The sequence below is a fragment of the Arthrobacter sp. 10T425 genome (genome assembly GCF_056393985.1).
Genome location: NZ_JBFTGZ010000006.1, coordinates 17,350 through 38,696, shown reverse-complemented (window position 1 = coordinate 38,696; position 21,347 = coordinate 17,350). Strand labels below are relative to the sequence as shown.

The 21,347-nt window shown below is 63.7% G+C and carries 19 protein-coding genes, 1 tRNA gene and 1 pseudogene; 7 read left to right on the top strand and 14 right to left on the bottom strand.

All coding sequences use genetic code 11. The annotated features are described in order from the left end of the window. Nucleotides 1-114: 114 nt before the first annotated feature. Nucleotides 115-609, bottom strand: coding sequence for a GyrI-like domain-containing protein (locus AC1DDH_RS08940; RefSeq protein WP_290370286.1), 495 nt, complete (start codon nt 607-609; stop codon nt 115-117). A 228-nt stretch (nt 610-837) separates the two neighbouring features. Here AC1DDH_RS08940 and AC1DDH_RS08935 point away from each other — a divergent pair, with 228 nt between their 5' ends. From AC1DDH_RS08935 to AC1DDH_RS08920, 4 genes are all read left to right on the top strand, one after another. Beyond that, nucleotides 838-1,863, top strand: a complete 1,026-nt coding sequence (locus tag AC1DDH_RS08935; RefSeq protein WP_476955268.1) for a nitrilase-related carbon-nitrogen hydrolase — start codon at nt 838-840, stop codon at nt 1,861-1,863. Beyond that, complete coding sequence (locus AC1DDH_RS08930) at nt 1,860-2,903, top strand: agmatine deiminase family protein (protein WP_476860117.1); 1,044 nt, start codon at nt 1,860-1,862, stop codon at nt 2,901-2,903. Before AC1DDH_RS08935 ends, AC1DDH_RS08930 begins: the two co-directional genes overlap by 4 nt. Continuing rightward, on the top strand, nt 2,900-4,468 hold the full coding sequence (locus AC1DDH_RS08925; protein WP_476851555.1) for an APC family permease: 1,569 nt from the start codon (nt 2,900-2,902) through the stop codon (nt 4,466-4,468). Before AC1DDH_RS08930 ends, AC1DDH_RS08925 begins: the two co-directional genes overlap by 4 nt. A 170-nt stretch (nt 4,469-4,638) precedes the next feature. Further along, complete coding sequence (locus AC1DDH_RS08920) at nt 4,639-5,466, top strand: glycosyl hydrolase (protein WP_476955267.1); 828 nt, start codon at nt 4,639-4,641, stop codon at nt 5,464-5,466. 365 nt (nt 5,467-5,831) lie between these two features. On the opposite strand, the gene AC1DDH_RS08915 is transcribed toward AC1DDH_RS08920, so the two are convergent. From AC1DDH_RS08915 to speB, 7 genes are all read right to left on the bottom strand, one after another. Next, nucleotides 5,832-6,710, bottom strand: a complete 879-nt coding sequence (locus AC1DDH_RS08915; protein ID WP_476860114.1) for a polysaccharide deacetylase family protein — start codon at nt 6,708-6,710, stop codon at nt 5,832-5,834. A gap of 57 nt (nt 6,711-6,767) precedes the next feature. Continuing rightward, a complete protein-coding gene (locus AC1DDH_RS08910; protein WP_476955266.1) occupies nt 6,768-7,691 on the bottom strand; it encodes an NAD-dependent epimerase/dehydratase family protein in 924 nt (307 codons plus the stop codon). 38 nt (nt 7,692-7,729) lie between these two features. After that, nucleotides 7,730-8,488 (bottom strand): SDR family NAD(P)-dependent oxidoreductase, encoded by a 759-nt coding sequence (locus AC1DDH_RS08905; protein WP_476955265.1) that lies wholly within the window; start codon nt 8,486-8,488, stop codon nt 7,730-7,732. A gap of 100 nt (nt 8,489-8,588) precedes the next feature. Continuing rightward, nucleotides 8,589-9,884: a D-arabinono-1,4-lactone oxidase gene (locus AC1DDH_RS08900; RefSeq protein WP_476955264.1), complete on the bottom strand. Its 1,296-nt coding sequence runs from the start codon at nt 9,882-9,884 to the stop codon at nt 8,589-8,591. A 28-nt stretch (nt 9,885-9,912) separates the two neighbouring features. After that, nucleotides 9,913-11,415 carry an aminobutyraldehyde dehydrogenase gene (locus AC1DDH_RS08895; RefSeq protein ID WP_476851561.1) on the bottom strand — a complete coding sequence of 501 codons (1,503 nt, stop codon included), beginning with the start codon at nt 11,413-11,415 and terminating at the stop codon, nt 9,913-9,915. Nucleotides 11,416-11,514: 99 nt separating this feature from the next. Further along, entirely contained in the window at nt 11,515-12,987 is a 1,473-nt protein-coding gene (locus AC1DDH_RS08890; protein ID WP_476851562.1) for a purine-cytosine permease family protein, read from the bottom strand. Nucleotides 12,988-13,166: 179 nt separating this feature from the next. Beyond that, nucleotides 13,167-14,171, bottom strand: a complete 1,005-nt coding sequence (gene speB, locus AC1DDH_RS08885) for an agmatinase (RefSeq protein ID WP_223914344.1) — start codon at nt 14,169-14,171, stop codon at nt 13,167-13,169. A 195-nt stretch (nt 14,172-14,366) separates the two neighbouring features. Here speB and AC1DDH_RS08880 point away from each other — a divergent pair, with 195 nt between their 5' ends. Then, nucleotides 14,367-15,911 carry a PucR family transcriptional regulator gene (locus tag AC1DDH_RS08880; RefSeq protein WP_476955263.1) on the top strand — a complete coding sequence of 515 codons (1,545 nt, stop codon included), beginning with the start codon at nt 14,367-14,369 and terminating at the stop codon, nt 15,909-15,911. On the opposite strand, the pseudogene AC1DDH_RS08875 reads toward AC1DDH_RS08880, so the two are convergent. Beyond that, nucleotides 15,892-16,566 (bottom strand): annotated as a pseudogene (locus AC1DDH_RS08875) (L-serine ammonia-lyase); the annotation flags it as partial. The gene AC1DDH_RS08880 and the pseudogene AC1DDH_RS08875 overlap by 20 nt on opposite strands. Here AC1DDH_RS08875 and AC1DDH_RS08870 point away from each other — a divergent pair. After that, nucleotides 16,558-16,857: a hypothetical protein gene (locus tag AC1DDH_RS08870; protein ID WP_476955337.1), complete on the top strand. Its 300-nt coding sequence runs from the start codon at nt 16,558-16,560 to the stop codon at nt 16,855-16,857. The pseudogene AC1DDH_RS08875 and the gene AC1DDH_RS08870 sit on opposite strands and share 9 nt — an antisense overlap. A gap of 640 nt (nt 16,858-17,497) precedes the next feature. Here AC1DDH_RS08870 and AC1DDH_RS08865 read toward each other — a convergent pair. Then, a complete protein-coding gene (locus AC1DDH_RS08865) occupies nt 17,498-18,220 on the bottom strand; it encodes a DUF5677 domain-containing protein (protein ID WP_476952264.1) in 723 nt (240 codons plus the stop codon). A gap of 486 nt (nt 18,221-18,706) precedes the next feature. Here AC1DDH_RS08865 and AC1DDH_RS08860 point away from each other — a divergent pair, with 486 nt between their 5' ends. Then, nucleotides 18,707-19,339: an SHOCT domain-containing protein gene (locus tag AC1DDH_RS08860; protein WP_476955262.1), complete on the top strand. Its 633-nt coding sequence runs from the start codon at nt 18,707-18,709 to the stop codon at nt 19,337-19,339. A gap of 62 nt (nt 19,340-19,401) precedes the next feature. On the opposite strand, the gene AC1DDH_RS08855 is transcribed toward AC1DDH_RS08860, so the two are convergent. The 4 genes from AC1DDH_RS08855 to AC1DDH_RS08840 form a co-directional block, all read right to left on the bottom strand. Continuing rightward, the gene (locus tag AC1DDH_RS08855; protein ID WP_476955261.1) at nt 19,402-19,650 is read right to left on the bottom strand and encodes a hypothetical protein; all 249 of its coding nucleotides are present in this window, start codon (nt 19,648-19,650) and stop codon (nt 19,402-19,404) included. Then, nucleotides 19,650-19,877 carry a helix-turn-helix transcriptional regulator gene (locus AC1DDH_RS08850; RefSeq protein ID WP_476955260.1) on the bottom strand — a complete coding sequence of 76 codons (228 nt, stop codon included), beginning with the start codon at nt 19,875-19,877 and terminating at the stop codon, nt 19,650-19,652. The genes AC1DDH_RS08855 and AC1DDH_RS08850 overlap by 1 nt, the downstream gene beginning before the upstream one ends. Before the next feature lie 136 nt (nt 19,878-20,013). Continuing rightward, a tRNA-Thr gene (locus tag AC1DDH_RS08845) sits at nt 20,014-20,090 on the bottom strand. A 266-nt stretch (nt 20,091-20,356) separates the two neighbouring features. Continuing rightward, nucleotides 20,357-21,247: a DsbA family protein gene (locus AC1DDH_RS08840; protein WP_476851840.1), complete on the bottom strand. Its 891-nt coding sequence runs from the start codon at nt 21,245-21,247 to the stop codon at nt 20,357-20,359. Nucleotides 21,248-21,347: the final 100 nt, after the last annotated feature.

The following is a 21,347-nucleotide window of genomic DNA, read 5'->3' as shown; positions in this document are numbered from 1 at the left end:
GAGCAATAGTGTGGCCTATCAGACAGAATGAGTCGGACGGGCCCTGGAAACCCGGGCAGCGGCCCCCGGCCGGGGCCCCTCCGCGCGGCGGCCGGGCAGTGCAGGTGCGGCATTTCAGTCGACCGGCCAGACCACGAGCGTCTGCCACTTCGCTGGATCGGGTTCGACGCCGGGATCGGTAAGGTAGTACTCCCACATTGCTGCTCCCGGGCTCGCGCCGTCCTGCCGCATCCGCGCCATGATCGCGCCGTAAGTACGCTGCAGTGATTCGTAGGGACCGATGTGCATCGCCTCGTAGGCCTGGCCTGCGGGGAGGGTGCCGGCGACAACCGCCGTGTCCGCGCCACTGGGGTTCGTGAAAGGCGCGGCGAGGGGGAACCCCGCTTCGACGTCGACGACGTCGGTCGGCATGCCGCGGTACAGCGCGAACGGGGGTCCGGCCAACTGGACATGCTGCTCCTGCACCGCACCCATGACGGCGGCGAAGGCACGGCCGAAAAAATCCCGCAACGCATTCATCGGGACTGTCTCATGCACCACCGCCGTGGGCTGTTCCTTGAGTTGGGCGGCCCTGATGTCCGGGGCCGGCCCCGGGTTCGTTTGAGTCATACCCCAGACTCTGCCGGGACTAATCCACGGTCTAGGGCCTTACGGCCCGCAGGGGAGGTCCGCGCCGTGGTCCAGTAGCGGTCCGGCTGCCGGCCCGGGGACGGCGCGGGTTCCACCCCGAATAAATAAATGAACTTTATTCATATTAGGTCTTGCCCCGTGCGGCCATCACCCTCAAACTAAATGAACAACGTTCATTAATGTGACGCCCGTCTCACTGGAGTAGCCATGATCGAAATCACGTCCCTCGACACCCCGCCCTCCCTCGCCCGCACGCTGCCCTCCAGCCGGCCGGCACTGCGGATCGGCGTCGTGCAGCACCGTTGGCATCCTGACGCCGCGGCCCTGCACGCCGAACTGGACGAAGGCATCGGGCGCGCCGCCCGGCTGGGAGCAGCCGTCGTCTTCCTCCCCGAGCTCACGCTGTCCCGCTACCCCGCGGACACGCTTCCCGAAAATGACGCCGCCCGCGGCGGGACCACGCGCCCGCGGCCCTCGGACATTGCCGAGGACCTGTTCACCGGCCCCACGTTCCGGTTCGCGGCGGACGCGGCCCGGAGGCACGGCATCTGCGTCCACGCTTCGCTGTACCAGAAGGCGGAGAATCCGGACGGCACAGACGACGGCCTGGGCCTGAACACCGCCATCCTGGTGTCCCCCGGGGGCGAACTCCTGGCCCGCACCCACAAGCTCCACATTCCCGTCACGGCAGGCTACTACGAGGACAAATTCTTCCGCCAGGGCCCGGACGGCGACGATGCCTACGAGGTCCACTCCCCCGCCGAACTCGGCGGCGCACGGTTGGGCATGCCCACCTGCTGGGACGAGTGGTTCCCGGAGCTGGCGCGGATCTACTCCCTCGGCGGCGCGGAACTCCTGGTCTACCCCACAGCCATCGGCTCCGAGCCCGACCACCCCGACTTCGACACCCAGCCGTTGTGGCAGCAGGTCATCGTCGGCAACGGCATCGCCAACGGGCTGTTCATGGTGGTCCCCAACCGCTGGGGCAGCGAAGGCACGCTGAACTTCTACGGTTCCTCCTTCATCGCCGATCCCTACGGCCGGATCCTTGCCCAGGCACCGCGGGACGAATCCGCGGTGCTCGTCGCGGACCTCGACCTCGACCAGCGCCGGGACTGGCTCACGCTTTTCCCCTTCCTGGCCACCCGACGCCCGGACACGTACGGGCGGCTGACCGAACCGGTACGCCCCGACGCCCCGCTCGGCGCCGACACCAGCAAGGCCACCGCATGAGCGCGTGGCGGATGCCGTCCGAAACGGCGCCCCAGGACCGTGTCTGGATGGCGTTCCCCACCGGCGGCTACACCCTGGGCGAAACAGCGGCAGAAGCCCACGCCGCCCGCTCCGTCTGGGCCGCCGTCGCGAACGCCGTCGTGGAATTCGAACCGGTCACCATGCTGGTGGCGCCGGCGGATGTGCAGACCGCGGCGGACTACCTCCACCCGGATATCGAGGTGGTCCCCGCCGCGCTGAACGACGCCTGGATGCGGGACATAGGCCCCACGTTCGTCCTCGACGACGGCGGCCGGCTCGGCGCCGTCGACTGGGTCTTCAACGGCTGGGGCGGCCAGGACTGGGCCGCCTGGGACAAGGACGCGCTCGTGGCGTCGGCCGTCGCGGCCCGCTCGGGGGCCAGCCACCTTGTCTCGCCGCTGGTGAACGAGGGCGGCGGCATCCACGTCGACGGCGAAGGCACCGTCCTCGTCACCGAGACGGTCCAGCTCGATCCGGGCCGCAACCCCGGGCTCAGCAAGGCCGACGTCGAAGCCGAGCTGGGCCGGACCCTGGGCGTAAGCCACGTCGTCTGGCTTCCCCGCGGCCTGACCCGGGATTCGGAACGGTTCGGCACGCGCGGCCACGTCGACATCGTTGCGGCCATCCCGTCCCCGGGCACCGTGCTGGTCCATTCCCAACAGAACCCGGCACACCCCGACTTCGAAGTCTGCCGGGCCATCATCAGCCACCTCGCCACCACCCGGGACGCGGCCGGCCGCGAATGGAACATCATCGAGGTCCCCGCCCCGGAAACCCTGACGGATGAGGAGGGGTTTGTCGACTACAGCTACATCAACCACCTGGTGGTCAACGGCGGCGTCATCGCCTGCACCTTCGGCGACCCGATGGACGAAAAAGCCTTGCGCATCCTTGGCGACGCCTACCCCGGCCGCAGGGTAGTCGGCATCGACGCCCGCGAGCTCTTCGCCCGCGGCGGCGGCATCCACTGCATCACCCAACAGCAACCATCCGTCCCCCAGAAAAAAGGTCAGCAATGAGTCAGACTATCGGCCGCGAAGACGGCACCATCACGCACGACGTCGTCGATCCGGCCGGTTCCAAGCACGGCATCTCGGGCAAGGGGCTCAAGGGCGGCCAGCTGGGCCTGCTCGCCGTCGTCGTCCTCGGCATCTCCTCCGTGGCACCCGCCTACAGCCTGACCAGTTCGCTGGGACCCGCCGTCGGCGCCGTGGGCCTGCAGCTGCCGGCGATCTTCATTGTCGCGTTCATCCCGATGATCCTGGTGGCGTTCGCCTACCGTGAGCTCAACGCCGATTCACCGGACAGCGGCACCACCTTCACGTGGGCCACCAAGGCGTTCGGCCCGTTCGTCGGCTGGCTGGGCGGCTGGGGTCTGCTGGCCGCCAACATCATCGTCCTGTCCAACCTGGCCGGCGTCGCGGTGGACTTCTTCTACCTCTTCCTGGCCCAGGTGTTCAACAACCCGGACCTCGCGGACCTGACCTCCAACACGGCCGTAAACATCATGACGTGCCTGGTGTTCGTGGCACTGGCCGTCTGGGTCAGCTACCGCGGCCTGCACGCCACCAAGCTGGTGCAGTACACCATGGTCGGATTCCAGGTCCTCGTCCTGGGCATCTTCGTCGTCATGGCACTCACCCACGCCGCCTCGGGCGACTCGGGCACCGCAATCGCCTTCAGCTGGGACTGGTTCAACCCGATGAAGATCGGCAGCTTCGAGCAGTTCGCCGCCGGCATGTCACTGGCCGTCTTCGTCTACTGGGGCTGGGACGTCTGCCTCACCGTCAACGAGGAAACCAAGGGCGGCAAGGGTACCGCCGGCCGGGCAGGAACCACGACGGCGGTCGCCGTCCTGGCCCTTTACCTCGTCGCGATCGTGGCCACCATGATGGTTGCCGGCACCGGAACCGACGGCATCGGCCTGAACAACCCGGACAACCAGTCGAATATCTTTGCGGCACTGGCTTCCCCCGTCATGGGCCCGCTGGCCATCCTGATGTCTTTGGCCGTACTCTCCGGCACCGCGTCGTCCCTGCAGTCCACCATGGCCTCACCCGCCCGCAGCCTGCTGGCGATGGGCCACTACGGGGCGCTGCCGCCGCGCTTCGCATCCGTCAGCAAGCGGTTCGGGTCCCCCGGTTTCGCAACGGTGATTGCCGGTGTGATCTCCGGCGGCTTCTACGCCGTCATGAAGGTAGTCAGCGAGAACGTCCTCAATGACACCATCATGGCCCTGGGCCTGATGATCTGCTTCTACTACGGCCTCACGGCCTTCGCCTGCACCTGGTACTTCCGGCACAGCCTGTTCTCCAGCGTCCGCAACTTCTTCATGCGGCTGCTGTTCCCGGTCCTGGGCGGCCTGGTCCTCACCGTGGTCTTCTTCCAGACCGCCGTGGACAGCTGGGCACCGGAATTCGGCAGCGGCTCAGAGGTCTTCGGCGTGGGCCTGGTGTTCATTCTGGGGATCGGCATCCTCGCCCTGGGCGTCGTGATCATGCTGGTCGCCGCGAAACTGCATCCGGGCTTCTTCCGGGGCGAGACCATCCGGAAGGACACCCCCGCCCTGGTGGTTCCGGAGTAGCCTCCCAGCGGTAATAAACAGGCGCATGGCTTTGTCCCCTGCTGCAGGGCAAAGCCATGCGTTTGTTGCAAATAGGGCCGAACGATTCTTACTAACGCCGATACAACGGCGTAGCGTGACTCGCGTCAGATCCTGGTCTCGACCCGCTTCGCATCGAGAGAAGGAATACAATGGAACGCCGGACATTTCTCGCATTACCACTGGCCGCCCTGACCCTTCCAGGGGTTCTGTCAGCGGCTCCTGTCCCCGCGGCGGCTGCTCGGCCCCTGGCGCTCAAAGGCGCAGCCTGCGGCGGCACAGACGCACTGGCGCTTCGGCAGATCCGGGCCCTCAACGCCAGCTGGTACTACTCATGGGGATCGACATATACCGTCACCACCAACCCAGGATTCGTCCCGATGGTCTGGAGCGGGAAAGCCCTGATCAAGAATAATTCTATCGGCGACGTGATCCGCCAGCTTCCCGTGACGAGAACCAAGAACCTTCTCGGCTTCAACGAGCCTGACTACTCCAGCCAGGCCAACATGTCCGTTGACGAGGCCATGCGACTTTGGCCCCAGCTCCAGTCCACCGGCCTCAGACTGGGGTCCCCGTGCACCGTCAGCTCGACCAGCCCGTGGTTGGATAAGTTCATGACGAAGGCGGCCAGGGCCAACCTGCGCGTCGACTTCATGACGATGCACAGCTACGGCTGGCCAAATGCTGAGAGCTTCCTTTCGAAGGTCAGGAATCTGCACGACAAGTATGAGAGGCCTGTGTGGGTTACCGAATTTTCCGTCGCGGACTGGTCTGCGACCCCCTCGCGCCCCTCCCGGCACACACGCACAGAAGTACACAGTTTCATGCGGGCTGCTGTCGCCGGGATGCGGGCGATGCCATTCGTCGAACGGTTCGCGTGGTACGCCAGGGAGCCCTCCGATCCGGCCCTGGGCCCTTCGGCCCTCTACCAAACGAACGGCCAACTGACAGCAGCCGGCAGGATCTACGCATCGCTCTAACCCGGACTTGTCGCATCCGCGTCGCCTGAGATCCGTCCCGGGCGGCCAGAACCGCGGAAGGACACCCCCGTCAGTGGGCCTTACTGACGGGGACTACCAGCCAATTTCTTGCTAGGGCGGCGCTCACGACCCGACGTTCAGCAATTCTGGCTCTGGCCCTGGCCCTGCCGCTGCCGCCATGTGGGCGCTATTGCGTCTACGCAGGCGCCTCTCCACCGCAAAACCCGCCAGGCCGAGGAGCACGAAAACTACAATCACTGCGTAGTTTTGGTACCAGGTCGCTTCTGGCTGCCGCGGCCATGCGATATTGATGATCTCAAAAGCCAACCACAACAGCGCGGCCACGTTCACTACTGGGCCAAAATTCAGTAGTCCGGATAGAGCTCCTCGGATGCTGTAACTGGATTGAGGGGCTCGGCAATCAATGCGGGGTCACCGAGTGCCGCTTCCGCGAGCGCTTCGCACGTCGAGAAGCGGACATCGCCTCGTTCCAGCGCAGTTTCGATCACGGTCCGCAGCGCCTCCAGCCGTCCTGCCCGCCCAGTGAGGAACGGGTGGCAAGTGAGCATGAAAAGAGCACCATGACGTCGCATTGCGTCGATCTCATGAATCCACATGTCCGCCACGACAAGTGGCGACTGGATGATTTCACCGATCTTGGGTTCCGGAAGGAAGGCATACTGCTCCCAGTCATCCAGACTCCAATGTGGGGGGAGCTCCGCAACTGTGCCTGCGGGGGTTTCGATGAGATAGGGGACGTCCGCGTCCATCAGGCTGGAATCGTATTTCAGCCCGTATTCAGCCACCAACGACGGTGTCTGCCACGAGGGCTCCCACAGTGCGGCGCGATGCCCCTTTGGAGAAATGCCGAAACGCCCGAGTGCAGCTAGCGCCAGATCGAAGTCGGCGCGTTCGTCGTCGAAACTCATGTTCACCGCGGTGCGGTGAGTGTGTGAGTGGTGCGCGATCTCATGACCCGATTCCAGGACCTGTTCCACCATGCGGGGATACCGCTCCGCGGTTACTCCTGGAATGAAGAATGTCGCCGGCTGCTGCACATCCTTCAACATCTGGAGAATCCGGGGAACACCCACCTTGGGTCCGAACGCCTGGTGGGTCATCGCCATCGCATTGTCGGCGTAGCGCCGGCCGGCGGCCAGGACGGGCGACTCGGCGTCGACGTCGAAGGTCAACGCGGCAACGCAGGCCGCCCCCTGCCTCCAGCCGCTTCTATCGAATGTCATGTTCGTCCCTCTTCGAAGAAATGAGTCAGTTAGAAGAAATGAGTCAGAAGAAAGGGGTCAGAAGTCATGGGTGGAGAGCCAGTCGGCGTAGTCGGCGAGGGCCCGATGCAGCGGCCAGACCGATTCGTAGCCGAGATCCGCGGCTGCGGAAGCGATGCTGAAGTGGCCCTGCAGATCCAAGGTTGGATCCGTCCCGGGCCCGATCTCCACGGAGGCGTCCGGGAATGCGATTCGAACTTCTTTGACGACGTCGCTGAGTGTCCAGTACTCGCTGCCGGAGATGTTGTAGGCCAGGGGCCTGGCCCGGGCCGTTTCTGGTGCCTGGACTGCCGCCAGGACGGCAAGAGCGACGTCGCGGACGTAGACAAGGTTGTAGCGGTGGTCGGCCCCGTGGTCCTGTGAGAATGAACCGTCGCGGACTACGCCGCGCATAATGTCCCGCATGACTTCATCCATGCGGTTTCCGGGTCCGTAAACCTGGCCGATGCGCAGGGAGATGACGTCGATTCCATACCTGTCGCCGTAGACCCGTCCGAGCCATTCCCCGGTAACCTTCGTCACGGCGTAAGGCGTCGTCGGATTTACTGGCTCCGATTCGAGAACCACCGGTGCTGAGGTCTTTCCGTACACGCACTCAGAAGAGAAGTTGATGATCCGTTTGACGCCGTGGAGTCGTGCCGCCTCGAAAACCGCCACCGTTCCCTCGACGTTGGCAGCAAACGTAGCCAGGGGAAAGCTCAGGGAATAGGTCGGGTGGGATATGGCGGCGGTATGGACGATGGTGTCGACGTCGTGCTCCTTGAATACTTCGAGGAGACGGGGGATATCGAACAGTTCGCCCTGGACGGAAACGACGTCGGGGCGTGGCGCCTCGATGAAGTCCCGGTTGTAGCTGACTGTTTGATGGCCGGCGTCGGCGAGTTCGTTGACGATGTGGCGTCCGGTGAATCCGGCACCACCTGTGACCAGAACAGAGCTCATGTGATGTTGCCTTTCACTAGGTGCGTTGGATGTGGGATTCAATGTCCGAGTGGGAACGTCGTGGTCCGACCACCATCGACAACAAGGTTTGTTCCCGTGACATACGAGGATTCAGGACCCAACAGCCACAGCGCCGCGGCTGCAATCTCCTCGGGCAGGGCGAACCGGCCAAGCGGCACGGACACTTCGTCCCGGGCGCGTTCTTCTTCGTTCGCGAACTCGGCCGCAAGCATCGGGGTATCTGTCGTGCCCGGCGACAGTGCGTTGACCCGGACGCCGGCCGGTGCGAGTTCGGCGGCCAGTGACCGCATCATCGACAGCACGCCGCCCTTGGTCGCGGTGTATGCGGTGTAGCCTGCCTGGCCGACGAGTGACAGCTCGCTGGCAGTGCAGACCAGCGATCCACCGCCGTTGGCCGAGAGTGTCCGCGCCGCTGCCCGGGCGAAGTGGAAAGTGCCGGTCAAGTTCACCCGGATCAGTCTCTGCCACAGCTCGTCGGATGTTTCGGCGATGGGCGCAACACTGGAGATTCCTGCGGCGTTGAAGGCCCCGCTGAGGGGCCCGAGTTCTGCTTCCGCCCGGGCGAAGGCGCCATCGACCTGTTGGGACTCAGATACGTCGGCTTCGATGAAGATCACAGCGCCCGAGACTTGGCTTTTTGCGTCTTCAATCAGACGGTCCGGGAGACCGACCGCTGCAACCTTTGCCCCTTGCGCCAGAAGGGCCCGAGTGGTCGCGAGACCGATGCCGGAGCTGGCTCCGGTGACAAGGTAGGCCTTGTCCTGAAAATGGCTCATGTCTCCTCTTCCCCGTTGGATGTGGCAAGGCGGGCAGCATGCCCCCGGTCACGATTCGGGGGCATACGCCGGATTTGCCGGTTTAACCCAGATGGCTGATTTAGCCAACGAGCGCACGAGTGTGGTCGTTAAGGAACATGCCGCGGGGGTCGAACTCCCGGCGTATCTGGATGAAGGTGTCAAGCTCCGGGTAGAGACGCTCCAACCGGCTCCTCGTCATGAAATGGATCTTTCCCCAGTGCGCGCGGGGCTCGAATTCCTGCAGCACCGCATCCGCATCCCGGAAGAAGGGCCAGTAGTCGGTCCCGGGTTCGGTGGTCAGGGTGATGACGGTGGTGTCGCGTCCTTGGAACTGGGACATGTAGCCTTCGTCGGCTTTCACCCAGCGGACCTCAACGGGGTACTTCTGGTCGGAATGCTTGGTGCGGATCAGCTCCTGGACAGCCTGGACGGCCGCCAGGCCGTGTTCGCTGGGAACGAAGTACTCCAGTTCATGGAACGGTGTGGTGAATCCGCCCGGGTAGATGCGGTACGACCGGTCCAGCCGGGCACCTTCCGTGCGGGAGATTTCACGCTCGTCCTGGACCTGGGCGACGTTGTACCGCTTGGTGTAGCTGCGGTTTGCCATGCTCTGGCCCGGCGAACCGGGCAGGTCCAGGAGCTCACAGGAATCGTTGTCCGGGCACCAGAGGAACGAGTAGTGCCGGTTCCCGTCGATGTCGGCCTGCCAGGTTGCCGCGGTCTCCGCCCACGTGGGATAGGTAATCTCCTCCTGCAGGTAATAGCGGTCCTCGACCGCCAGTTCGACCTCCAGGAAGATTCCGAGCGTCCCCAAGGCGACCTGGGCGGCCCTGAGTTCGCGGAGTTGCCCTTCGCCGATTTCGACGATTTCGCCGTAACCGTTGATCAGCCGGACCCAGCGCAGTGCCGATGAGAAGCTGCCCAGGTTCTTTCCGGAGCCGTGGGTGCTGGTCGCGAGTGCCCCGGCGATCTGCTGCTTGTCGATGTCGCCCTGGTTGCCCAGTGCCAGCCCCTGCTCCCACAGCGGATCGCCAAAGGCGTTGATGGTGGTGCCGGCCAGGGCCCTCGCACGGCGCCCCATGAGGTCGGTTCCGGTGATGGCCGAGAGTGCGGACATGTCCATCAGGACTCCGCCCGTCTGGACAAGCGGTGAGGACGAATGCCCTGAGCCGACTGCACGTACGGGGAGGCCTTCGCGGATGGCGAACCGGACGGCGTCGAGCGCCTCCTGTTCGTTCCGCGGCCGGACGGTGAAGGCCGGCGTGGCGCTCTGGTTGCCGCCCCAGTTGGTCCAGGTTACGTCTGTCCCGAACGGAGCGGACGGGGTTGCGGCGCGCTCCGACGACGCGGAGTGGGGATGATTCGTGGTGGTCATTGCTGGGCTCCGATGCTGGTCTAAACGCTCATGCGCCGTGGTTGATCATGACGTGCTTGGTCCGGGAGTAATCGTCCAAGGCGTACAGCGAGAGGTCGCGGCCGTAGCCGGATCCCTTGAATCCGCCCCACGGAACCTCGCAGGCCAACACCAGGTGTGAATTGACCCAGACGGTGCCGAAATCGAGCTGCTTCGGAATGCGGAGCGAGAGGCTCGAATCCCGGGTCCATACCGAGGCGGAAAGCCCGTAGGGACTCTCGTTGGCCCGGGTGATGGCCTCTTCAGTGGAGCTGAAGGACTCGACGGTGACCACTGGGCCAAAGATTTCGTGGGTAGCAATATGCGCCCCGGCCGGGACGTTGCTGATTACGGTGGGTTCAATGAAGTAGCCGGGGCCTTCCAAGGCCGAGCCGCCGATGGCCACCTGAAGGCCCGCAGCTTTTGCCTCGGCAAGCGCTTCCTTCACGCGTTCGAAGTGCGGGCGCGAAATCATGGGACCGATTTCCACGTCTTCCCCTGCGCCCGGAGCGCCGACGACGAGCGTGCTGACTTCGCGTACCAGGTGTTCGGTGAACTCCTCGGCCACGGACTCGTGCACGAGCACACGGCAGGCGGCGCCGCAGTCCTGGCCGGCATTCCAGAAGCCGGCGTTTCGCACGCCGGCGGCGGCCGCGCGGAGGTCGGCGTCGGGGAAGACAACGACCGGGGCCTTGCCGCCGAGTTCCAGATGGACGCGCTTGACGGACCTGGCCGCGGTCTCCGCCACTGCCTGTCCGCTGACGACGCTTCCCGTCAGCGCAACGAGGGCGACATCAGGGTGTTCGGAGAGTCGCTGCCCAACGGTTCGGCCCTTTCCCGTCACGACGTTGAGGATGCCGTCGGGGATGCGTCCGGCGACAAGTTCTGCCAGCTTCAGCGTCGAGAGCGGTGTCTGTTCCGAGGGTTTGAGGACGATGCTGTTTCCGGCGGCGAGGATGGGCGCGATCTTCCAGGCAGCCATCAGCAGCGGGTAGTTCCAAGGGGTGATGACGCCGACGACGCCGACGGGTTCCCTGAGGATGACCGAGGTGTGTCCGGTGGCGTAGTCGCCGCCTGCCATGGAGGTCAGTGTGCGGGAAGCCCCGGCCATGAACCGGAAGGTGTCGATGGTGCTGGAGACATCGTCCTCCGCGACGGTTCGCGGTTTGCCGGTGTTAGCGGACTCGATGATTTCGAAGGCTTCACGGTTGGCTTCAATGATGTTGGCGATCAGGGAGAGCACCTCGGAGCGTTCCTTCGGTGTCGTGGTGCCCCAGGACTTCTGGGCCGCCACGGCTGCTTCAACCGCAACGTCCACATCCGCGGCCGTGCCGGCAGGAACCGATGCGATGACCTGTTCCGTGGTGGGGTCGACGACGTCGATCAGCCGGGTCGCGGAACCGGAAACAAACGTTCCGCCGATGAAGTGCCCCGCCGGAGGCAGGAAGCTGGCGCAGCTTTGCTCCTCTGAGGAACGTCGGACTGTGAACTGCTCGAGGTCAGTGAGTGTCATGATATTTCGCCTTTGTTTTCTGCGCCGATCGCGGCGCCGGGAGTTTGGTGTGGGGGTGGGCGGTCTGTGCCCGGGGTGCGCGGTGTGCCGGAGCGGGCGTTACGCCCGCGGCGCCTCAATCAGGTCACCTGCGAATGCGGGCGACTGAAAGGGGGCGGCTTCCGGCGTTTTCCGGAACATGCGTGCCGCGAAGTAGTACAGGGGTGCAACAACCACCAGGCCGACAATCCAGGAGAGGTCCACGCCGTTCATCGCTGCGGCAGCGGGGCCCGTGAACATCGCTGTCGCCGAGAACGGAACCTGGATCAGTGCGCCGGCAACATAGGCTCCGATCGCCACCCAGTTGAACCTTCCGTACACTCCGCCGTCGCGCTTGAAGAAGTCTTCAACCCGGTAGTCGCCGTGCCGCAGGAGGTAGTAATCGACCAGGTTGATGGCCGTCCAGGGAACCAGGACGTACATCAGGAAGGAGAGGAAGTTCGTGTAGAAGAAGATGAAATTGTCACGGGCGAACAGCGCGATCATCAGGGCGAGGGTGAAGAGGAGGATTGACGCAATGGTCCGGGTCTTGGCGTGGGGCAACCAGGCCGGCCTGAACGTCTGCCCAATGGTGAGGGTGCACAGGACCCCGCAGTAGAGGTTCATGGCGTTCGACGCCGCAACGCCAAGGCAGAAGATTCCGATGATCACCATGGTCCACGGCCCGAGCAGGGCTCCCAGGCTCCCTACTATTTCGACGCTGCTGCCATCGCTGATCAGCGCCAGTGCGAGCGTTCCCACCAGGGCACCCAGGACCATCGGGAAGAGTGTTCCCAAGACGCAGCCTGAATAGGACGCCCAGAACGCCGGGGCCGAGCCGGTGCCCTGAGGCATGTAGCGGGAGTAGTCCGAGACGTAGGGAGCGTAGGCGAGCTGCCAGAGGGCGGAGACGGAGATAGTGGCCATGAAGCCGACCCAGTTGAAGTTTCCCTGGTCCAGGAAGCTGGCCGGCAATCCGTGGACGGCCAGGATCCAGACGAAGGCCAGCACCAGCGCCAGACCGGCCACGATGCTCAAGATGCGTGCATAGGCGTGGATGAGCCGGTAGCCGAAGATGGTGGCCACGACGCTCACGACGCCAATGACAATGATGCCTGCATCGACGCTGATGCCCGGGGTGACTGCGGCCAGCGCTTGGCCGCCAAAGACGAGGTTCGCCGCAAAGAACCCGATGTACATGACCACCACGATGACCACGATCAGCAGTGCCCCGTACGAACCGAACTGGCCGCGGGTCTGAATCATCTGCGCCACGCCCAGCTGCGGGCCCTGGGCCGAATGCAGTGCCATGAAGATGCCACCGACAACGTTCCCAATGATGATTCCGACGATTGCCGGCACAAAGCTGAGCCCGAACACCGTCGTCGCGAGTCCCCCGGTCACGATGGTCATGATCATGATGTTGGAACCGAACCAGATGGTGAAGAGGTCCCGGGCCTTGCCATGGCGTTCGTGGGCCGGGATGGGTTGAATGGTCTTGTCCTCGAGCCGGGGTACTTCGGCTGTGACGGCGTGAGTGGGTCGAGCGTTCATGATGCGTTCCGGGAGTTCATGGGAACCTCTTTGTTCTGTCCCGGCACTTCGTCGAGCACGGGATCTGATGTATCAATCATTCGTGACTTTTGTCACAGTGGTAATCCGGCGATTGAATAGTTGCCGTAGACCTGTTCATACATATGTATAAATCAGGCGCGAGAGCCCAGCAGTTGTGGTCAGACGGTGGCCGCTTGCAGCTCCTCAGTGACGTTGGCGGTGGCCTTGCTGCGGTTCACCATCAGGGCGAGGAGGTCGAAGACCAGCGTCGCCGCGGCGACTGTGGTGATGTCCGCATGGTCGTAGGCCGGAGCGACCTCGACGACGTCGGCGCCCACGATGTTGATGCCGTTCAATCCGCGGAGCAGCGCCAGCAGTTCGCGGGAGTGGAGCCCGCCCATTTCCGGAGTGCCGGTGCCCGGGGCGTAGGCCGGGTCCAGGACGTCGATGTCGATGGAGACATAGACCGGGGTGTCGCCCAGCCGGTCCTTGACGCGCTGGATCGCGGCCGGAACCCCGATGACGTCCAGGTCCGAGCAGCGGATGATCTGAAAGCCGAACTCGTGGTCGCGAAGGAAATCGTTGCGGTCATAAACCGGGCCGCGGATGCCGACGTGCATCGACTTGTCCTCGACCAGAAGGCCTTCCTCGAAGGCCCGGCGGAAGATGGTTCCGTGCGTGACCGGCTGGTCGAAATAGGTGTCCCAGGTATCCAGGTGTGCGTCGAAGTGGAGCAGGGCCACGGGGCCGTGGACCTTGTTCAAGGCCCGCAGCATCGGGAGCGCGATGGTATGGTCGCCGCCGATGGAGATGAGCCTCTTGCCGGAGCCGGCGTCGCCAAGGAGCGGGAGGGCCTGTTCCTCGATCTCGCGGACTGCGCGGGCGATGTCGTAGGGGGTACAGGCGATGTCGCCGGCGTCCACAACCTGGGCTTCGTATACCGGCTCAACGTCGAGCTCAGGGTGGTAGCCGGGGCGCAGGAGCCGCGACGCTTCACGGACAGCGGCCGGACCGAAGCGGGCGCCGGGGCGGTAGGACGTACCGCCGTCGAACGGGACACCGACGATCGCAATGTCGTAGTCCGGGACCCGGTCAATCTGAGGAAGCCGGGCAAAGGTGCCCAGGCCCGCGTAGCGGGGAACTTTTGTTGCGTCAACGGGGCCGATTGGCTTGTGCGTGGTCATGACTGGGGTCCTCCGGTTGCTGTGCTTTCAGTCGGCCTGGCAATTTCTTCCTGCGCCGGTCGAGGTCTATGCCTTAACTATTAGTGATCGGCGTCACGCGGTACATCCGCCGATTGACTACAAAGAGCCGAGAGGCTTATACATATGTATAAGCGGCCTGGGGGCGGCCCCCGGACTCATGAACAGGAACCGCGCATGGCGATCACCGTGGCCGAACTGCTTGCCGAACCCCAGCTGGGACTGAGCCTTCTGGCGGGCTCCGCCGGTCTGGGCAACCGGGTCACCTGGGCCCACACCTCCGACCTGCCGCGCCTGTGGGAATGGGTCACCGGCGGCGAGCTCATGATGACTAACGGGCTCTCCATTCCGGCCGATCCCGAGGGGCAGGTTGAGCTTGCCGAGGCACTGGTGAACGCAGGTGCCAGTGCATTGGCGATCGGCGAACAGATGCATGCCCCTGAACTCTGTCCCGAGTTCCTCGATGCCTGTGACCGCTTGCCGTTGCCGCTCATCAGCATCCCCTACCCGCTTCCGTTCATCGCCATCGCACGTTCGGTCGCTGAGTCTTCGTTGCTCGAAGAGTCCCGCAGGCTGCGCCAGACGGCCCGTATTTATGACCTGCTGCGGCTGGCGGGGCCATCTGAGGGCAACTGGCTGGGACTGATCCTGGGTATCGAAGCCGAACTCGATGCCAGCCTCTTCGTCATTGATCGACGGTGCCTGCACGCCTGGCATCCCGGAGGCCAGCCGCTGCCACCGGGCCTCAAGCAGCAACTTGAACCGCTGACCAGCAAGTCACCGGTGGCCAGCAAGAAGTTCCAGTGGCATCGGTTGGGGGAAGGCCACCTTCTGATGATGGATATTCCGACTCACGCCAACGCGCTTCTGGTGGTGCTGCCGAAATCCGAACCGCTTCCGGACGCGGTAGTGCTGCTCCATGCGGCCACAGTCCTGGGACTCGAGCTGTCGCGGACGGTGCTGTCTCTCGAGAACCAGCGCCGGCTGGGTGCGGAGTTCCTTTTGCAGGCCTTTGACGGGCGCCTGGGCATAGCCGACATTGAAAGCCGACTGCCTGAGTTCGGGATTTCGTCACGGGAATTCCTCATCATCTCTATGTCCAGCGACGACGGTGAGCGCCTGGCAGGGATCCACGTTGATCTCTGGCGACACGGCTACCCGACGGCGTGCCAGCGCAGATTCGACACAATCCATTTGGCTGTCGCAGCAGACTGCACCGATGATCTGCTGCGACACACGGTCCCCCTGGACGTCAGGATCGGGATCAGCCGGCCGTCCGCGGCCGCTGGTGTGCAGAGAGCTCTTCAGGAATCGATGTGGGCACTTGGGACGGCGTCAAGCACGGGCGAGCGGTTGGTCCGCTATGCCGAGGGACCCTCGTGGCTCGGGCTCACCAGCTTTGAGGAAGGCCACGCCCTGGTACAGCGACTCCTCGGACCCATTTTCGAGTACGAACAGCGGGAAAACGGGGACCTCATCGTCACGCTCAAGACGTTCCTCGACACGCAACGGTCCTGGCAGAAAACGGCGGCCGCCCTGTTCGCGCATCGGCAGACCATCATCTATCGAATCCGAAAGATCAGCGAGCTGACGGGCCTCGATATGACCGAAACCTCCACTCTGGCGCAACTGTGGTTTGCCCTGCAGATCCATGAAGCCATGGACCTCCACGACAATCCGCGGCGCCTGCCGTCGGCTGAGGTCAGCACTCCACGACGTTGACGGCGAGGCCGCCCATCGCGGTTTCCTTGTATTTGGAGCTCATGTCCTTGCCGGTTTCGCGCATGGTCACGATGACCTCGTCCAGGGAGACCCGGTGCGTGCCGTCGCCCCAGAGCGCCATCTTGGCGGCGTTGATGGCCTTGGCGGCGGCGATCGCGTTGCGTTCGATGCACGGGACCTGCACGAGCCCGCCGATCGGATCACAGGTCGGGCCCAGGTTGTGCTCCATCGCGATTTCCGCGGCGTTCTCCACCTGCTGGGGCGTGCCGCCCATGACTTCGGCCAGGCCGGCGGCCGCCATCGACGACGCCGAGCCCACCTCGCCCTGGCAGCCGACCTCCGCCCCGGAGATCGAGGCCTGCTCCTTGTACAGCACGCCGATGGCGCCGGCGGTCAGCAGGAACCTGACGATCGTGTCGTCGCGGTCGGCCTGGGTGGCCTGGTCCATGCCGGGGGCGAAGTGCAGCGCGTAGTAGAGCACGGCCGGGATGATGCCGGCGGCGCCGTTCGTGGGGGCGGTGACGACGCGGCCGCCGGAGGCGTTCTCCTCATTCACGGCCAGCGCGATCAGGTTGACCCATTCCTGCCAGTACTTCGGGTCCCGGTAGTCGGGGTCCTGTCCGCGGGTTTCCTTCATGAGGCGTTTGTGCCGGTCCTGGCCGGGGTTGCCGGGGCCGTCCCAAGAACCAGGCTGATTGCACTGGCAACGAAGATCGGCGTCGGAACGTCCCTGCGGTTCCTTAGCCGGAAACGACCGCTCGCCCGCCGCCTCCTGAGCGGCGAACGCTACTCGCCCGGCACTCTCATCAACGAGCTGACCGCCCAGCCTGTCGTCGACGGCATCCATCTCTACAGCTTCAATTGTTTTGACGAGTTACGCGGTACCGTCGCCGCTTCGTCGCCGGAACCCTCCGCCACCACCAGCCAAGGAAACACGCATGTTTGATACCCCGTTCCAGCCCGCAACCGCCAGCACCGTCACGGGCAGCCACAGCGCTTGGGCCGCGGGTGGATGGCGGGTCAGACGCCTATGGGACCCGAGCCACTCCCTACTTCAGGGGCTGGAAAACTTCAGGGCTGGAAACGTTGGCTGGAAACGTGGACTGGAATTGCGTCGCCCGGCTAGTCGCCTGTTTTAGGACATAAGAAAACCCCTCCGTCCCGGCCAAATTCGCCGGAACGGAGGGGTTCGTGGGGCCCCCTGTCGGATTCGAACCGACGACCCCCGCTTATCGCGGCGGGGTATCCCCGGCGGTCCCGCTGGTGCCCTGAACTAGCCTCTAACCAGCAATTTTGCAGCTATTGGTAGCGAAATCATACCCGCGTGGTCCTGGCAGTTCCCGTTCAAAGCGTGTCGTAAACGTGTCGCTGTTCGGATGTACGCATTGCGGCCAGCGCACAGACCGCGGCCCTCGAGCTCCGGAAGGATCGTCCTATGGGTCTTGATTGCCTGGTGGGTTGCACTGCGGCTGCAAGCGCCTCTCCGGCCGACTTCCTTTACTATCGCCGCGTGCTTCCACCTCTACCTTCCTTGTGGGGGATACTGCTGCAAACTTCGCCTGACAGGCTCCTGACATACCGCCGGATCAATCACGGACATTGAGCGGCAGCGCAAGTTCATCCGAAAGGTGATCCAACTCGGCGAGACCAGGCGTGTCAACTCGAAGCGACTCGAGCACCCACGAGGCGAACATCGCCGCCATCGCTGTGAAATGCGCCGTTTGGCGCTCATGAGGGTCAGTTGCCTCGCTCAGGATTATGAACCGCTTTTCATCGTCCAGGTCCAAGAAGGCAGTTACCGTGTCGCCTGTTACATGAATGATCTGCGACTGCTGCATGTACGCGGTGCTGAACGTTGCGTTGAAGTCGATCTGATTAATCATGTCTGTGACGCGCGGCAGCCGTTTTCCCTTGCTCGTCATCGAGTCAAGCGCCGCGTCGATCTCATCCTGTGGTGTGTTGAGGTACTCCGTGACGGCTCGGAAGGCGCGTTGGCGGGAATGGTGGTAGCCATCAATCAATTGTCGGGGGCCGCTTTCATCGAAGTGCGCCCATTGTGCCGTCAAGGCATGCTCAAGGGCCTGCCGAGCGACGGCCACAGCCTCGCGAGAGCGCCCGGCGCGGAACAGAACCACATATGCGCCCGCGTAGCGTATCGCCTGCGCACAGAGGCCGTACACAGTTTGGAACTCCACTTGGTGTTCTACAGCGACCTCGAATGAGTCTGCCTCATGCAGCCGTCGCTCACGCTCTTCAATGAATTCCAACCACGCCTCGATGGTGGGTGGAGTCGAATATGGTGTAGTCACCAGCCAAGTATGCGTGGCTTTTGGGGGTGTCTCAGCGCAGCCAGGTTCCTGAGACTCCTCAGTTGGAGGTTGTGCCACGGTAAGGGACCCTTGCGGGCCGCACGAGGCGCCAAATAGCGCCGAGAAAAAGCCGCCATCTATCTCCAAAAGTCACACCCCAAGACGGCGCCTGAGGTCGAATTCGTTGCGCATCCTATCCCCGCTTTACAGGACACCAGTCTCTACGGTCATGACTCCGGAGGCTCACTAAGTACCATCTTGTTTGCCGCCCATGAGAGGATCCAGCCTGAATACTGAGCAGGACGCAGCCTTGCTGCTCGCCCATCTCGATTCCATCGGCATGAGTGGAGTCGGTGGCAGTGACACGCGGTTGGGCACATACTTCCAGTCGTATGGCGAGCCAGGGCTATGCTGGCTTTTCATACAGCAGCCACGCGGCTGGAGACGCTAGCCTCGATCTCTTGGGTGTGACTCGAAAGGGAGAACATGACTTCGTTTAAAGAACGCATCGCGGCTGCAAAGGATTCGGTTGTCAATGCCTACAAGGAGTCGGCTGCTGACGAGAAGGCCAAACGAGAGGCGAAGGCTGCCGAGGAGAAAGCCAAGCGAGAGGCGAAGGCTGCCGAGGAGAAAGCCAAGCGAGCGACACTCATTTTGCAGTTGACCAGCGTCAAGGGCTTCTTGCGGCTGTACCCTGACTTCATAGAATGGAAGTTAGGGATCGGAGTTGCTGACGACGTCCAACGGATTCTGTACAGCGAAGTTAGCTCTGTAAGCATGGCGGGCTCCATCGCGCCACCGGGCGGCCTTACAGCAACTTTCTTGTCCGGTGGGATGAACGTTGCCATGGCGCCGAAGAAGAAGGCGATCATTCTGAATGTCGCCGGAGCCGCTCACACGTTTGAGTTCAGCGTAGAGAGCACCGAGAAGGTGCGCGAAGCGGTCGACCTCATCAGCCGGAAATCCTTTGAGGCGAAGACGAAGCTTACGCAGGCTCCTGCAACGAACGCATCGAGCTCCGCCGACGAGATCGCGAAGTTGGCTGCGCTGCATCGAGACGGCGTAATCACCGACGAAGAGTTCACCAAAGCGAAGGCCAGGCTTTTCGGCGGCGATTAGTCGCCGCCCCTCCAGTGGCCCAAAAGTCGCCCTTGGAGCGGTCGTGCGGAAGGCAGAGCCGCTCACTTCTTCTCGGCGACGACGTTCAGCGAGGGGTTCGCCGTTACTCGTCCGGCACGTTGCTGGTGCTCTTTCATGGACGCCAGCAGGGCTGTCTCTGCGTTGCCCTTGGTCGACCCGAACTTGCTGTAAGTCCGCGTGACACCGTCCCAGCCGCGGAACCGACAGCTAGCCCGCCATTTTCCCGATACCTCGTCCTTCTTGGCGCTGACCGTTCCCCAGGCGCCAACCGGCAGGCTCGAGCGCCCCATCAGGCCGCAGCCTTCGAAGTCTTACCGGTCCAGGCCTCAACAGCGGCGCGATCGTAGCGGACGACGCTATGGAGCTTCAGGGCCGTCGGCCCGATACCGGCGGAGCGCCAGTTCCGGAGTGTCTTGGGAGCCACCTGCAGCCAGTCGGCCACTTCCTCCGTGGTCAGGAGTTGCACCGCGTTGCCCTGGTCCGTTGCCGGTCCCAAGGTCTTTCTGCTTGTCTGCATGTGGTCTTCTATGCGCCGCACGCCGCGACGGGGCGTCATGGGTTTCCCCAAAGCGTGTCGTAAGCGTGTAGCGGCCACTTTTCGGGCATGAAAAACCCCTCCGTCCCGGCCAAATTCGCCGGAGCGGAGGGGTTCGTGGGGCCCCCTGTCGGATTCGAACCGACGACCCCCGCTTTACAAGAGCGGTGCTCTGGCCAACTGAGCTAAGGAGGCATTCCTGCTTCCTGACACAACTCCGGGCCACAAAATGGCGCGGATGCCAGGACGCTAGACAAGATTAGCCCACCGACGCCCGGTGAGAAAAACCCAGAGAAAAACGCTCAACGCCCCTCCCGCCCAGCGAAGGCCACGGCGAAGGCCGCAGCGAAGGCCTGAAGCCAAGACTAAAAGCAATGGCCCGGCCCCGGAACGATCCGGGGCCGGGCCATCAACTTGTGGCCTTCAACTGCGCGCCTTCAACGGCATGTGCCCTTGTGCGGTTACTTCTTGGCGTCGACCGCGGCCTGCAGGTACTGGTCGAACGGGGTCTGGGCGCTGTCGCCGACGCCCCACTGCTTGCCTTCAACGAACACGGTGGGCGTGCCGGTGATGCCGATTACCGTGGCCTCCTGGGTGGTGTGCTTCACCCACGGACGGTAGGTCTTGCCATCCACGCACGTCTCGATGCTCTTGGCCCCGGCGTCGGTGGCCAGCGTCTTCAGCTCGTTGTCGGAGAGTCCGGCGCTGCCTTCGGCCGGCTGCTTGGCGAACAGCAGGTCGACGAAGTCCGAGTACTTCTCCGGGGATTCGTTGACCACGCAGGCTGCGGCGTTGGCCGCGCGCGAGGAGTAGTTCGTGGTGGACCGGCTGTCAAGGAATCCGAGCGGGCGGTACTCCACGGTGATCTTGCCCTCGTTGCGCAGCTTGGTGAGCGTCTCGTTGTACTGCGCCTCGAAGTTCTTGCAGACGGGGCAGATGAAGTCGATGTAGAGGACCACCTTGACCGGCTTGCCGGCCTCAGCCTCGGCGCCCGGGGCCGTGACCGGAGACGGCGGCGTGGCCGGAGCGGACGGGAGGTCGGACAGCTTCACGGTTGCGGGATCGGTCTTCGCCACCTCGGTGTTCGCCAGCAGGGTGACACCGCCGTGGATGTTGCCATTGGCCGGCGTGGGTCCCTCGTCGGCAACCGGGGCGTTGTTCTTGATGTTGGAGGTAACAACCAGCGCGACGATCACGATGATGGCGACGACGGCGGCAACGATGCCCCAGCCGATCAGCAGCTTGTTGCGCTTCTCCTTCTTCAGCTGCGCATCGCGGATCTCGCGGGCTTTCTCGCGCGCCGCGGCAGTGCGCTCTGCCTTAGACAGTCGGGGTTCGTTTGCGGGGCTCATTGGTTCCTCGGGTCGTTCGGCCAGGGACGGTCCACTCAGTGGCAACGTCATCATTTTAGGGGAGAAACCCGAGAACTTGCGCTTTCAAGTTTCCCTTCCG